We start from the raw sequence: 13,866 nt of genomic DNA, 5'->3' as shown, positions 1-13,866 counted from the left end.
ATGGCCAACCGCCTCGCTGATGCCACGAGCCCCTACCTGCTGCAGCACGCCGACAACCCGGTCGACTGGTGGCCATGGTCGGAGGAGGCCTTCGCCGAGGCCCGCCGCCGCGGCGTCCCGGTGCTGCTGTCCGTCGGCTACGCGGCCTGCCACTGGTGTCACGTGATGGCGCACGAGTCCTTCGAGGACGAGGCGACCGCGGAGATCATGAACCGCAACTTCGTCAACATCAAGGTGGACCGCGAGGAACGCCCGGATGTCGACGCGGTGTACATGGCCGCCACGCAGGCGATGACCGGCCAGGGCGGCTGGCCGATGACGTGCTTCCTGACGCCCGACGGCGAGCCGTTCTACTGCGGCACCTACTCGCCACCCGAGCCGCGGCCGGGCATTCCCTCGTTCCGGCAGCTGATGGCCGCCGTGGTGGACGCGTGGACCACTCGCGGCGACGAGGTCCGGCAGGCCGCCGGGCAGATCGTGGCCGAGCTGGACAAGAACGCCCGGCCGCTGCCGGAGTCCACTGTGGATGCCGAGGTGCTGGACGGGGCCGTGGTGTCGCTGCTGGCCGAGTACGACCGTGCCCACGGCGGATTCGGCCGCGCGCCGAAGTTCCCGCCGTCGATGGCGCTGGAGTTCCTGCTGCGCCACCACGAGCGCACCGACTCCGTGCAGTCCCTGTCGCTGGCCGAGGGCACGTTCGAGGCGATGGCCCGCGGCGGCATGTACGACCAGCTCGGCGGCGGCTTCGCCCGCTACAGCGTGGACGCCGGCTGGGTGGTTCCGCACTTCGAGAAGATGCTGTACGACAACGCGTTGCTGCTGCGGGCGTACGCCCACTTCGCGCGGCGCACCGGATCGGCGCTGGCGCAACGGATCGCCATCGAGACCGCGGAGTTCCTCGCCGGCGCCTTGCGGACCGAGGAGGGCGGGTTCGCGGCCGCGTTGGACGCCGACACCGACGGCGTCGAGGGGCTGACCTACGTGTGGACGCCTGCGCAGCTGGTCGAGGTGCTCGGTGAGGAAGACGGCGCGTGGGCGGCTGAGGTCTTCACGGTGACGGAAGAGGGCACCTTCGAGGAGGGTGCCTCGACGTTGCAGTACCTGCGGGACGTGGAGGACGTGGACCGGCTGGCGTCCGTGCGGGAACGGCTGTTGGAGGCGCGGGCGGAGCGACCGCAACCCGCCCGTGACGACAAGATCGTGACGGCGTGGAACGGGCTCGCCATCGGGGCGCTGGCCGAGGCCGGTGCAGCGCTCGGGCAGCCGGCGTGGATCGGGCTTGCCGCCACGGCGGCGTCGCTGCTGGTGCGCGTGCACCTCGTCGACGGTCGGCTGCGGCGGACCTCCCGTGACGGCGTTGTAGGCACCGCTGCCGGCGTGTTGGAGGACTACGGCTGCCTCGCCGAGGGGCTGCTGGCGCTGCACCAGGCCACCGGCGCGGCGGAGTGGCTGGAGGTCGCCGTGCAGCTGCTGGACACGGCGTTGGAGCGGTTCGCCGATCCGACCGAGGCCGGCGTCTTCCACGACACCGCCGACGACGCCGAGAAACTCGTGGGGCGGCCCGCCGACGTCAGCGACAACGCCAGCCCCTCCGGTGCGTCGTCCCTGGCCGGCGCGCTGCTCACGGCGTCCGCGCTCGTCGGCTACGACAAGGCATCGCGCTACCGGGAGGCCGCCGAGGCCGCCGTCACCCGTGCCGGCCTGCTCGTGGCACGGGCGCCTCGGTTCGCCGGGCATTGGCTGACCGTGGCCGAAGCCATCGCGCAGGGGCCGATCCAGGTCGCCATCGCCACGACTCACGGCGACCCGCGCGGCGAATCGCTCCGCGACGCCGCCCTGGCACACGCCCCCGGTGGTGCCGTGGTGCTGGCCGGCGAGCCCGACTCCGCGCCGCTGCTCGCCGACCGTCCGCTCATCTACGACGCCCCCGCCGCCTACGTGTGCCGCGGCTACGTCTGCGACCGCCCCGTCGGCTCCACCGACGAGCTACTCGTAGCCCTCGAACGCCGTTAAGCCCTTTCCTTAACACCCTTCAATTTTTGCCCTACCTGAGTGGCTCAGGTGCGCCCTGAGCGCAAATAAGCCACTCACGTGGAGCTTCCGCCGCCGGCGAACGACCCTTGTAAGTGGCGTTGCCGCGCGTACCGTGTAGCGGTGTAATCATGTAATCAAGGAGGTCGTCATGCACGGACGCTTCGCACGGGGCCGGGGCGGCTGGCAGCAGGCCGAGGTGCCGTCCGCCGACGACGCGCCGGGCTGGTTCGCCGGGCGGCTGCCCGACGGCTGGTTCACCGGCGCGCCGCAGATCACCGTGGACCGCGAGGAGATCGTCATCGTCGGCGAGCTGCCGGCGCTGGAGGGCGAGTTCGCCGACGACGCGGCGCGCGCCGCCGCCGAGTCGGGCCGGATCAGCCGGTTCCGCGAGCAGACCCGCGACGAGCGGATCGAGATCGCCCGCCAGGCCGAGCACCGCTACGGCCGCAAGGTCGCCTGGGGCGCGAAGCTCGGCGGCACCACCGAACTGTTCACCACGCTGTCCGCGCCGGTGATGACGAGGCTGCGCCAGTCCGAGCGGCTGGTGCTGGACACGCTCGTCGACGCCGGCGTGGCCCGATCCCGCTCCGAGGCTCTGGCCTGGGCGGTGCGACTGGTCGGCGAGCACGCCGACGCCTGGCTCACCGAGCTGCGCCAGGCGATGCAGAAGGTCAACGACGTCCGCAACCAGGGTCCGGACTTGGGCTGAGCGTTGCTACCCGTGGGCAGGGCCCGCTCACGGGTAGAGCGCGAACCAGATGGCGATGTAGTGGCAGAGCGCGGCCAGCACCGTCGCCGCGTGGAAGAACTCGTGGTACCCGAACACCTTCGGCCACGGGTCGGGCCACTTCGTGGCGTAGAAGACGGCGCCGGCGGTGTACAGCGCGCCGCCGGCGAGCAGCAGCACGAACGACGTGATTCCCGCGTGGTGCAACAGATCGGGCAGCACGAAGACCGCGACCCAGCCGAGCGCGATGTAGATCGGCACGCCAAGCCAACGGGGCGCGTGCGGCCAGGCCATCTTCAGGGCCACGCCGAGCAGCGCGCCGCCCCACACCACCGACAGCACGATGGTCCCGGTCGTCCCCGGCAGGGCCAGCACGGCGAACGGCGTGTAGGTGCCGGCGATGAACACGAAGATCATCGAGTGGTCGAGCCGCTTCATCACCGTCCTGGCCCGCACGCTCAGCCAGTTCCGCCGGTGATAGAGCGCGCTGACCCCGAACAGGCCGAGAATCGTCAAGCCGTACACGGAAGTCGCGAGCGCGGCCGTCGCCGACACGGTGGCCGCGGCGACCGACACCAGGGTCACGCCGGTGGCCAGCGAGGCGAAGAACGACCAGAAGTGCAGCCAGCCCCGCAGCCGCGGCTTCGGCGGTGCGGGCGGGGTGTGGTCGAGGGTCGCAGCGGTCACGCGACCGAGGTTACGGCACCGTAGGTTGCGCGGTCACCGTGATGTGACCCGATCCCTTGTCCCGGCGTACCCTCCGGTGGCGTGGGTCTTCGCAAGCGCCTGAGCAGGATCGTCTACGGCCTGTACGAGATGCGCCTCAACCAACAGATCACCGCGGCCAGGCGGCGACCGCGGCACGTGGGCGTGATCCTGGACGGCAACCGCAGATGGGCCAAGGAAGCCGGCTTCGAGGACGTCGCCGACGGTCACCGCGCGGGCGCCCGCAAGATCGCCGACCTGCTGGAGTGGTGCCGCGAGGCCGAGGTCGAGGTCGTCACCCTGTGGCTGCTGGCCACCGACAACCTGAAGAAGCGCTCCAGCGACGAGCTGTCGGCGCTGCTGCTGATCATCGCCGATGTGGTCGACGAGCTCGCCGAGCCCGGCAACCCGTGGCGGCTGCGCATCGTCGGCGCGCTCGACCTGCTGCCCGCCGACATTGCCAACCGGCTCACTGCGGCCGGGCAGCGCACCGCCAACCGCAACGGCATGGAGGTCAACGTCGCCGTCGGCTACGGCGGCCGCCAGGAGATCGCCGACGCGGTGCGCAAGCTGCTGCTGCAGCACGCTGAGGCCGGCACGCCGATCGAGGAGCTGGCCGAGGTCCTGGACGTGGACCACATCGCCGAGCACCTCTACACCTCCGGGCAGCCCGACCCGGACCTGCTGATCCGCACCTCCGGCGAGCAGCGGCTGTCCGGCTTCCTGCTCTGGCAGTCCGCGCACTCGGAGTTCTGGTTCACCGAGGCGTACTGGCCCGAGTTCCGGCACGTCGACTTCCTGCGCGCACTGCGTGACTTCGCCTGGCGGCACCGCCGCTACGGCTCGTAGACCCCGTAGGAGACGCCGAGGGCGCCGGGACCATCGGTCCCGGCGCCCTCGGCTTGGCGGGCTGGCTCAGCCGCCGTGGTGGTCACCGCTCGTGGAGGCGGCCACACCGTCGACGCAGTCCTTGACGAACGTCGGGTTCAGCGCGTTCACCGCGACGGCGACGAGGCCGCCGGCGATGGTGTTGTTGGTGGCGCACACCGGGATGTCGACGTTCTCCGCCACGTGGTCGTCGTTCAGCACGTGCACGTCGTTGACGTTGACGGTGCCGGCCTGGTCCGGGCCGTCGTGCATCGGGGACGCGAACGCCGGGGAGCCGGCCAGCGTGATGCCGGCGGCGGCGATGGCGACGACGGCAGCCTTCTTCAGCACGTCTGCTCACTCCTTCTCGGGGAATTTCCGGCGAACTGTGCAGCCACCGGTCCTGCTCGGTAGCGAAACCTACTCGCCGATTCCGGTCGACACCGGGCGACTAACACCATTGTGTGATCATCTCGGCGTGTCGCGACCGTTCGGACGCTTTAAAACAGCCGAAAGCACCGGCGCGCGTCAATTGCGCTCCGGTGCTTTCGGTCAGGGCTCGGCCGAGATCAGCCGCCGTGGTGGTCGCCGCTGTGCGAGATCGCGGCGCCGTCCACGCAGTCCTTGACGAAGGTCGGGTTGAGCGCGTTGACCGCGACCGCGACCAGACCGCCGGCGATGGTGTTGTTCGTGGCGCACACCGGGACGTTCACGTTCTCCAGAACGTGCACGTCGTTCAGCGCGTGCACGTCGTCGACGTTCACGACACCGACCTGGTGCGGGTGGTGGTGGCCCTCCATCCAGTGGCCCTCGCCGGGGGTCCCGGCGAACGCGGGCGCGCTGAGGACCATCACGCCCGCCGCAGCGGCAGCGGCGACTACGCCAGCCTTCTTCAGCACTTCCAACACTCTCCTTCGTACCGGGGAAATACCCGGAACTCCGAAACTTCGGCTCCGGGCTCGGGGCCCTTCGCAGCGAAAACCTACTCGGATCGCGGAGGTGTTGCCCACCGCGCTAACACCATTGTGTGATCGGTTCGCTCGGCCGCGTGGCACGTTCCGGCGCTCTTTCGGGTGACTGCATTTCTCGGTTCGCAGTTTGCTCCGGACGGTGGTAGGTGCGACCGCGCGCCGCCGCCTAGGCTCGCAGTTCTCATGGAACTCCAGGTCGTGCGCGAATATCTGACGCTTGGTCTGCGAATGGACCGGCTGCTGCCGGGCGCGGTGGACGCGTACACCGGGCCCGCCGCGCTGCGCGCCCAGGTCGCCGGGGAGCCCGTCCCCGATCCGGGCGAATTGCGTTTGGGGGCCGCCGAGTTGCGGCGCGCCGTCGCCGACGCCGACCTGAGTCCCCAGCGACGCGAGTTCCTCACCGCCCAGCTGGTCGCCATGGAGACCACGTGCGCGCGGCTGGCCGGCCGGCCCATCGGCTTCGTCGCCGAGGTCGAGACGTGTTTCCAGACCACGATCGGGCTCGGCGACCCGGACGTCTACGCACAGGCGCACCGGCAGCTGCGCCGGCTGCTGCCGGGCCTCGGCTCACTGCGCCGCCGGGTCGCGCGGTATCGATCGGGTGAGGAGATCCCGAAGGAGCGCATCGGCGACTGCGTTCAGGTGCTCTCCGCCGACCTCCGCGCCCGCGCGGCGGAGCGGTTCGGGTTGCCGGCCGGTGAGTCCGTGCAGTACGAGATCGTCGACAACCGCGCGTGGAGCGGGTTCAACAGCTACCTCGGCGGCTACCGGTCGCGGGTGTCGCTGAACGTGGCGCAGGGGCACCGAGTGTCCACGTTGGCCCATCTCATCGCGCACGAGGCGTACCCAGGGCACCACACCGAGCACTGCCGCAAGGAAGCCGGCGCGATCCGCGTCGACGGGCAGTGGGAGCAGAGCATGTTCGTGCTCAACACGCCGCAGTGCGTGGTCGCCGAGGGGCTCGCCGAGCTGGGCGTGTACGCCGCCGTCGGGCCGCACTGGGGCGCCTGGGCCACCGCGTTGTTCGCCGAGGCCGGCGTGCACGTCGACGGGGAGCTGCTGGAGGCCGTCGACCTGGCCACGACCACGCTGCAGGCCGTCCGCCAGGACGCGATGCTGATGCTGCACGACCGCGGCGCCGACGAGGACGACGTGGTCGGCTTCCTGTCCCGCTGGCTGCTCGTGCCCGAGTTCCGGGCGTACCGGCTGCTGCCGTTCCTGACCGACCCGCTCTGGCGGGCGTACACCACGACCTATGTGGAGGGTTCGCGGCTGGTGCGGCGATGGTTGGCCGCTCGTGGCCCGGTCGACCTGGCCACCCGGTACTCCCGGCTGTTGGACGAGCCCCTTGTGCCGGCCGGGCTTCGCGCAGAGCTGACAACTACGCCCAGTAGTTTCCGGTGATCACCCGGATCCAGCATCGCCGCAGGTCAGATGGGGTGCACCGGTGCTCGGCGCGGTGCCGGCGATCTTGACCGTCCGTGGCACTTAGATGACGAGTGCGTGAATCACCTGTGTGGCAGCCTGCAAACAGGGGCACCCCGCAGGTAGCTTGCGAAGTGACGGGTCGTGTCCAATGCGAACCGTCCCGGGAGGCCCTGGTCGTGACGGTGAGCGCGAGGGGGCCGGCACCCGGCCCTCTTGGGGCGGGAAGCTGACGCCGGATCGGCGTCGGACGAACGTTCCAGCTGGGTGGTGTGCCTGGCCCATCGAGGGAAGCGGGTGCGGGTGCCGCACTCGCGAGGGAGTTGCCGTGACTGCACGACGTCCCGCCAGCCGTTCCTCAGGCTCTGCCCGTAGTGCCGCGAAAAGGCGCACAACCCCCACCTTCGTGCTCGACACCTCGGTTCTGCTGTCCGATCCGTGGGCGCTGACCAGGTTCGCCGAGCACTCGGTCGTGCTGCCGCTCGTGGTGATCAGTGAACTGGAGGGCAAGCGTAACCACCCCGAGCTGGGCTGGTTCGCCCGGGAGGCGCTCCGCCTGCTGGACGAGCTCCGCCTGCGGCACGGAAGGCTGGACTCCCCGGTCCCGATCGGCGACCAGGGCGGCACCCTGCACGTCGAGCTCAACCACACCGACCCGGAGGTGCTGCCCGCCGGCTTCCGCACCGACTCCAACGACGCCCGCATCCTCGCCTGCGCCCTGAACCTGAAGGCCGACGGGCTGGCGGTCACCCTCGTGACCAAGGACATGCCGCTGCGGGTCAAAGCCGGTGCGTGCGGCCTGGACGCCGACGAGTACCGGGCCCAGGACGTCACCCCGTCCGGGTGGACCGGCATGGCCGATCTGGACGTCGCGCAGGAGGTCATCGACACCCTGTACAAGGAAGGCAGCATCGAGCCGGCGCTGTTCGACCTCGGCGACGCCGCCGAGCTCCCGTGCCACACCGGCCTGCGCCTGCTCTCCGGCTCCGCCTCAGCCCTGGGCCGCGTGACCCCCGACAAGCAGATCCGGCTCGTCCGGGGCGACCGGGAGGCCTTCGGCCTGCACGGCCGGTCCGCCGAGCAGCGCATCGCCCTCGACCTGCTGCTCGACCCCGAGGTCGGCATCGTGTCGCTGGGCGGTCGGGCCGGCACCGGCAAGTCGGCCCTGGCCCTGTGCGCCGGTCTCGAGGCCGTCATGGAGCGGCGTCAGCACCGGAAGGTCGTCGTCTTCCGCCCCGTCTACGCCGTCGGCGGCCAGGAACTCGGCTACCTCCCCGGTTCCGAGAGCGAGAAGATGGCGCCTTGGGCCCAGGCCGTCTTCGACACCCTCGGCGCCCTGGCCAGCCAGGACGTGTTGGATGAGGTGCTCGACCGCGGCATGCTCGAGGTGCTGCCCCTGACCCACATCCGCGGCCGCTCCCTGCACGACTCCTACGTCATCGTCGACGAGGCCCAGTCCCTGGAGCGCAACGTCCTGCTCACGGTCCTGTCGCGCCTCGGCGCCAACTCCCGCGTCGTGCTCACCCACGACGTGGCGCAGCGCGACAACCTCCGCGTCGGCCGCCACGACGGCGTCGCCGCCGTGATCGAGAAGTTGAAGGGCCACCCCCTGTTCGCCCACGTCACCCTGACCAGGTCGGAGCGCTCCCCGATCGCGGCCCTGGTCACCGAGATGCTGGAGGACTACGCCAGCTGAGGCGCTGACACCGGAGGCCCGGGACGCTCTCGCGTCCCGGGCCTCCGGTTGTGTTTCCGCCCTGGCGCCGCATCGGCCACGGCCTGCGCCGCGGGTCAGTCCAGGGCGCGGCGCATGAAGCCCCGGATCCCGATCGCCCCGAACAGCGCGATCGCGCCGACCATCACCAGCAGCGAGATCCACAGCGCGATGTTCTGGCCGTTCGGGAGCAGGACCGCGCGCATCGCCTCGCTGGCGTAGGTCAGCGGGTTGAGCGCGCAGACCACCTTGAACCAGAGCAGGTCGTCGTTCAACGAGGACCACGGGAACTGGGTGGAGCCGGTGAACATCAGCGGGGTCAGGATGACCGCGAACATGATGTTGATCCGCCGGGGCGGCACCGAGGTGCCGACCACCATGCCGATCGCCGCCCCGGCCAGCGAGCCGAGGATCAGCACGACCAGCACCAGCGGCAGGCTGGACACCGGCCAGGTCAGGCCCAGGATGATGAACCCGATCGGGATCATCAGCACCGCCGCGAGCAGTCCGCGCAGCGCCCCGAACACCATCTTCTCCACCGCCACCAAGGCGATCGGCATCGGCGCCAGCAGCCGGTCCTCGATCTCCCGCGTCCACGAGAAGTCCAGCACCAGCGGCAGCGTCGTGTTCTGCAGCGCGCCGAGGAAGCCGTTGAGCGCCACCACACCCGGCAGCAGCACCTCGGCGAAGTTGCCCTGCACGAAGCCGATCTGGGCCAGCACCTTGCCGAAGATGAACAGCGTGAAGAACGGCTGGATGATCACCTGCGCCAGGAAGCTGGGCAGCTCCCGGCCGGTGACGAACACGTCCCGCCCGAGTACCGCGTTGAAGGTGCGCAGGGCCGTCACCGGAGTTCCCTTCCCGTCAGGTGGATGAACACGTCCTCGAGGCTGGGCTTGCCCAGCGCCAGGTCGCTGACCTCGCAGCCGAGCGCGCCCAGCGCGCTCAACGCCGGCGGCAGCACCACGGCGGCGTCGAAGTCGGAGTAGAGCCGGAACTGGTTGCCCTCGGTCTGCGGCGCCCCGACCGCCGCTCCGGCGCCCGGAATCCCGCCGCCCTTCGCCCCGGCACCCGGCATCCCGCCGCCTGCCGCGCCACCCCCTGTCGCGCCGCCTGTCACCCCGCCGCGTGCCGCGCCGCCCCCTGTTGCCCCGCCGCCTGGCGCGCCGCCGCCCATCGCCATGCCGGCCCACGGCGCACCCCCGCCCGGGAACCCGCTGTTGGCCGCGGCGATCTGCTCCACCCGCTCCACACCGTCCACAGCGGACAGTTTCGCCGCGATCTCGCTGCCGGCCACCCCGGCGAGATCGACCGTGAAGGTGATCGTCGAGCTGCCCGGCAACGACTTCGTCAGCTCGGCCGGCGTGTCCAGCGCCAGCAGCTTGCCGTGGTCGACGATGCCGACCCGATCGCACAGCTTCGCCGCCTCGTCCATGTCGTGCGTGGTCAGCACGACCGTCACGCCCTCGGCCCGCAGCTGCGCCACCCGGTCGTGCACGAACAACCGGGCCTGGGGGTCCAGCCCCGTCGACGGCTCGTCCAGGAACATCACCTTCGGCCGGTGCATCAGCGCCCGGGCGATCATCACCCGCTGGGCCTGGCCGCCCGACAGCGTGTCGATCGCCGCCTTCGCGTGGCCGGTGAGCCCCATCCGCTCCAGGATCTCGTCCGCCAGCTTCGTCCGCTCCGCCCGCGCCACCCCGTGGTAGGCGGCGTGGAACAGCAGGTTCTGCCGCACGTTCAGCGACCGGTCCAGGTTGTTCCGCTGCGGCACCACCGCCAGCACCTGCCGGGCCCGCTGCGGGTCCGCCACCACGTCCACGTCGTGCACCAAAGCCCGACCGCTCGTCGGCAGCACCCGCGTCGTCAGCACTCCGACCGTCGTTGTCTTGCCCGCCCCGTTCGGGCCGAGCAGGCCGAACACCTCGCCGCCATGGACCGTGAAGCCCAGGCCGTCCACTGCCGGTCTCGGGTTCTTGCCGTACCGCTTGACCAGCTCCTCGACCACGACCGCGTCAGTCACGGCGCAACCCTAGGACCGCTAGTTAATGGGAGCAACCCATTTCTTTGCTCCCGGCCGATCTCTGCCCGATGAGGCCGCGACCCAGCGTGGCAGCGCGAGCCGCCGCACAGCTCACCCGCCACGCGCGGCCACGCGCGCCCAGGCCGCGGGTGACCCGGGTCGTGGTTGGCCCGGACGGCGGGCGGCGGATGTCGGGTCGCGGGCGGCCGGGTCGCGAGCGGCCCTGATCGCCGCCGCGCGGCCCTCCGGGTGCGCGGCGCGCATCACGTCACCGACCATCGGACCGCCGGCCGAATCGCCAGCAGCCTGAATCGCCCGGTCCGCATTCCCGACCCGTGTGGCCCCTATGCACCAGCCGGCCGCGCAGCCGCCCAGCCGTGGCCCTCAGCCGCGGCTCACCAACCGCCGGGCAGGGGGCGGCCCTCGGCGAAGCCCGCCGCGGACTGCACACCCAGCACCACCAGCTCGTGAAACTCCTCCAGGCTGTGCGCGCCGGCGTAGGTGCACGAGGACCGCACGCCCGCGCAGATCGAGTCGAGCAGGTCCTCGACGCCCGGTCGCAGCGGGTCGAGCCGCATGCGCGAGGTCGAGATGCCCTCCTCGAACAGGCCCTTGCGCGCCCGGTCGAAGGCGTTGTCGTTGCGCGTCCGCGCGCCGACCGCCCGCTTGGAGGCCATGCCGAACGACTCCTTGTACGGCCGCCCGGCCTCGTCGCGCTGCAGGTCGCCGGGCGACTCGTAGGTACCGGCGAACCACGACCCGACCATGACGCTGGACGCGCCGGCCGCGAGGGCGAGCGCCACGTCCCGCGGGTGCCGGACGCCCCCGTCGGCCCACACGTGCTTGCCCAGCGCACGGGCCTGTGCGGCGCACTCGGCGACCGCCGAGAACTGCGGCCGGCCGACGCCGGTCATCATCCGCGTCGTGCACATGGCGCCCGGCCCGACACCGACCTTGATCACGTCGGCCCCGGCGTCCACCAGGTCCCGCACACCGGCCGCGGTGACCACGTTGCCCGCGACCACCGGCACCGACCCCAGGTCGAGCTTGCGCACCGCCTGCAGCGCGCTGAGCATCTTCTCCTGGTGCCCGTGGGCGGTGTCCACGACCAGCACGTCCACCCCGGCGTCGAGCAGCTCCGCCGCCCGGGCGGCGACGTCGCCGTTCACCCCGGTCGCGGCCGCGACCCGCAGCCTGCCGTCGGCGTCCAGCGCGGGCGTGTAGATCTCCGCCCGTAGCGCCCCGACCTCGGTCAGCACGCCGGCCAGCCGGCCCTCGTCGTCCACACCCAGCGCCACCTTGGTGGACCGCCCGTGCAGCCGGTCGAAGACGTCTCGCGGCGCGGTGTCCATCGGCAGCGTCACCACGTCCGGGTTGGCCACCTCGCCCACCCGCGTGAACCGGTCCACGCCGTGGCACGCGGCCTCATCGACCACGCCCAGCGGCCGGCCCTCGCCGTCCACCACGACCACGGCCCCGTGGGCCCGCTTCGGCAGCAGGTTGACGGCGTCCGCGACCGCGTCGCCGGCCCGCAGCACCAGCGGGGTGTCCCAGACCGTGTGCCGGGTCTTCACCCAGGCGGTGATCTCGGCGACCGCGTCTGGAGCCACGTCCTGCGGCAACACCACCAGACCGCCCCGGCGGGCGACCGTCTCGGCCATCCGCCGGCCGGCGACCGCGGTCATGTTGGCCACCACGATGGGGATCGTGGCGCCTGTGCCGTCGGAGGTCGCGAGGTCGACGTCGAACCGCGACTCCACGGTGGAACGGCCCGGGACGACGAAGATGTCGTCGTAGGTGAGGTCGTAGTGGGTCTCATGCCCGTCTAGGAAGCGCACGAGACTCCAGACTACGGGTCGGTCAGCCCGGCAGCAGCGCTCTGACCTGATCGATGGTGTCGGCCTCGCTCACCTCCTTGTCCGGGCGGTAGCGCAGGACCCGTGCGAACCGGAGCGCCACACCGCCCGGATAGCGCGGGCTGACCTGCACACCGTCCAACTCGATCTCCACCACGATCTCGGGCCGCAGGTGCACGACCCAGTCACCGGAATCGACCGCGATCTCCTGGAACGCCTTCGTCTGCCAGGCCAGCAGCTCGTCGGTGAGGCCCTTGAAGGTCTTGCCCACCATCACCGGCGGGCCGCCGTCCGGATCCCGGGCGCCGAGGTGCAGGTTGGACAGGTAGCCACGGCGGCGGCCGTGACCCCACTCCGCGGCCAGCACCACGAGGTCCAGGGTGTGCACCGGCTTGACCTTCTGCCACGACTTGCCACGCCGGCCGGCGGCGTACACCGAGTCCAGCGCCTTGACCATCACCCCCTCGTGCCCGGCGGCGTGCGCCGCCGCGGCGATCTCCGCGGCCTTGTCCGCGTCCGGCTCCACCGCGCCCGGGATGCGGAACGGCCCGGCGACCCGCTCCAGCGCGGCCAACCGGTCGCGCAGGGGCAGGTCGAGCAGGTCGTCGCCGTCCAGGTGCAGGCAGTCGAAGTAGTAGGGATGGAGCAACAGCTCCCGGGAGCTCGTCGCGCCGAACCTGCTCATCGTCTCCTGGAACGGACGGGGCCGGCCGTCGTCGTTGAGCGCGAGCGTCTCGCCGTCGAGCACGACCGACTCGCAGGGCAGGCCGCGGACCTGCTCGACGAGTTCGGGCACGCTCGCGGTGATCTCGCGCAGCGTCCTGGTGTAGACGCGCACCTCGGATCCGTTGCGGTGCACCTGAATCCGCGCCCCGTCGAGCTTGTACTCGACGGTGACCGCGCCCAGCTCGGTCAGTGCCGACTCCAGCGACTCGGCCGGCGAGGCCAGCATGGGCCGGATCGGCCGGCCGACCTCGAGCCCGAACGCGGCAAGTGCCGCCGCGCCACCGGATCTCGCCTGCTCGGCCGTGGTGTGCAGCCGACCGCTGAGCATGAAAGCCCGGCGGACCGCGTCCACCGGCACGTCGAACGCGGCCGCGACCGCGTCCGTCATCACTCCTTCCAATGCGCCCTGCCGGAGTTCGCCGGTGAGCAGCCGCAGCAGGAAGTCCTGCTCCGGCGCGGTCGCCCGGGCCAGCGCGGCGGTCAACAACTCCGTGCGGCGCTGGGTCGAGCCCTTGCCGCTGGTGCCGGCGACCTGGGTGAGCAGGTCGTCGACGTCCAGGATGGACAGGTCCGGCTCGGTCGCCGCCGGCACCTCGATCGAGACCAGCGTGCGCCAGCCCGCGCCGACCTTGCCCTGCCTGGGCAGGCCGACCAGGAACGCGGTGGCCGCCTCGACCTCGCGGGGGTCTTCGAGCTGCCGCAGCAGCTCGCTGAGCGCGGCCACCTTCGCCAGCCGGGACCTGGTGGCGGTCACGGCTGCTGAGGTCGCTACGACTTCGGCGAAGCGCATGGGGCCATCTTGCGCCCGCGCCCTGACA

General features: G+C 71.4%; 12 protein-coding genes. 5 read left to right on the top strand and 7 right to left on the bottom strand.

The window, feature by feature from the left end; genetic code table 11:
• Together BJ998_RS14560 and abmR are read left to right on the top strand one after the other, a co-directional pair.
• Entirely contained in the window at positions 1 to 2,013 is a 2,013-nt protein-coding gene (locus BJ998_RS14560) for a thioredoxin domain-containing protein (protein WP_184862066.1), read from the top strand.
• Between the two features lie 169 nt (positions 2,014 to 2,182).
• Positions 2,183 to 2,743: an ATP-binding transcription factor AbmR gene (gene abmR, locus BJ998_RS14555; RefSeq protein WP_184862064.1), complete on the top strand. Its 561-nt coding sequence runs from the start codon at positions 2,183 to 2,185 to the stop codon at positions 2,741 to 2,743.
• Positions 2,744 to 2,770: 27 nt separating this feature from the next.
• Here the strand turns inward: abmR and trhA are convergent, their stop codons facing one another.
• On the bottom strand, positions 2,771 to 3,448 hold the full coding sequence (trhA, locus tag BJ998_RS14550; RefSeq protein WP_184862061.1) for a PAQR family membrane homeostasis protein TrhA: 678 nt from the start codon (positions 3,446 to 3,448) through the stop codon (positions 2,771 to 2,773).
• An 81-nt stretch (positions 3,449 to 3,529) separates the two neighbouring features.
• On the opposite strand from trhA, the gene BJ998_RS14545 reads away from it, so the two are divergent.
• Positions 3,530 to 4,315: an isoprenyl transferase gene (locus BJ998_RS14545; protein WP_184862059.1), complete on the top strand. Its 786-nt coding sequence runs from the start codon at positions 3,530 to 3,532 to the stop codon at positions 4,313 to 4,315.
• 66 nt (positions 4,316 to 4,381) lie between these two features.
• On the opposite strand, the gene BJ998_RS14540 is transcribed toward BJ998_RS14545, so the two are convergent.
• Both BJ998_RS14540 and BJ998_RS14535 read right to left on the bottom strand, forming a co-directional pair.
• Entirely contained in the window at positions 4,382 to 4,684 is a 303-nt protein-coding gene (locus tag BJ998_RS14540) for a hypothetical protein (RefSeq protein WP_184862057.1), read from the bottom strand.
• 218 nt (positions 4,685 to 4,902) lie between these two features.
• Positions 4,903 to 5,232, bottom strand: a complete 330-nt coding sequence (locus tag BJ998_RS14535; RefSeq protein WP_184862055.1) for a hypothetical protein — start codon at positions 5,230 to 5,232, stop codon at positions 4,903 to 4,905.
• 255 nt (positions 5,233 to 5,487) lie between these two features.
• Between BJ998_RS14535 and BJ998_RS14530 the strand changes: the two genes are divergently transcribed.
• Both BJ998_RS14530 and phoH2 read left to right on the top strand, forming a co-directional pair.
• On the top strand, positions 5,488 to 6,708 hold the full coding sequence (locus tag BJ998_RS14530; RefSeq protein ID WP_184862053.1) for a DUF885 domain-containing protein: 1,221 nt from the start codon (positions 5,488 to 5,490) through the stop codon (positions 6,706 to 6,708).
• Positions 6,709 to 7,135: 427 nt separating this feature from the next.
• A complete protein-coding gene (phoH2, locus tag BJ998_RS14525) occupies positions 7,136 to 8,425 on the top strand; it encodes an RNA 5'-3' helicase PhoH2 (protein WP_312890116.1) in 1,290 nt (429 codons plus the stop codon).
• 95 nt (positions 8,426 to 8,520) lie between these two features.
• On the opposite strand, the gene BJ998_RS14520 is transcribed toward phoH2, so the two are convergent.
• The 4 genes from BJ998_RS14520 to BJ998_RS14505 form a co-directional block, all read right to left on the bottom strand.
• Complete coding sequence (locus tag BJ998_RS14520; protein ID WP_184862049.1) at positions 8,521 to 9,291, bottom strand: ABC transporter permease; 771 nt, start codon at positions 9,289 to 9,291, stop codon at positions 8,521 to 8,523.
• Positions 9,288 to 10,466 carry an ABC transporter ATP-binding protein gene (locus tag BJ998_RS14515; protein WP_184862047.1) on the bottom strand — a complete coding sequence of 393 codons (1,179 nt, stop codon included), beginning with the start codon at positions 10,464 to 10,466 and terminating at the stop codon, positions 9,288 to 9,290. Before BJ998_RS14515 ends, BJ998_RS14520 begins: the two co-directional genes overlap by 4 nt.
• Positions 10,467 to 10,861: 395 nt before the next feature.
• Complete coding sequence (locus tag BJ998_RS14510) at positions 10,862 to 12,304, bottom strand: GuaB1 family IMP dehydrogenase-related protein (protein WP_184862045.1); 1,443 nt, start codon at positions 12,302 to 12,304, stop codon at positions 10,862 to 10,864.
• Between the two features lie 22 nt (positions 12,305 to 12,326).
• Positions 12,327 to 13,838: an ATP-dependent DNA ligase gene (locus BJ998_RS14505; protein WP_184862043.1), complete on the bottom strand. Its 1,512-nt coding sequence runs from the start codon at positions 13,836 to 13,838 to the stop codon at positions 12,327 to 12,329.
• Positions 13,839 to 13,866: the final 28 nt, after the last annotated feature.

The sequence above is a fragment of the Kutzneria kofuensis genome (genome assembly GCF_014203355.1).
Lineage (GTDB): Bacteria > Actinomycetota > Actinomycetes > Mycobacteriales > Pseudonocardiaceae > Kutzneria > Kutzneria kofuensis.
This window is presented reverse-complemented; position numbering and strand designations above follow the sequence as displayed.

Coding starts and splice junctions, on each gene's coding strand:
- BJ998_RS14505 (WP_184862043.1), bottom strand. CDS start 13,838: ATGCGCTTCGCCGAAGTCGTAGCGACCTCAGCAGCCGTGACCGCCACC.
- BJ998_RS14530 (WP_184862053.1), top strand. CDS start 5,488: ATGGAACTCCAGGTCGTGCGCGAATATCTGACGCTTGGTCTGCGAATG.
- abmR (WP_184862064.1), top strand. CDS start 2,183: ATGCACGGACGCTTCGCACGGGGCCGGGGCGGCTGGCAGCAGGCCGAG.
- BJ998_RS14560 (WP_184862066.1), top strand. CDS start 1: ATGGCCAACCGCCTCGCTGATGCCACGAGCCCCTACCTGCTGCAGCAC.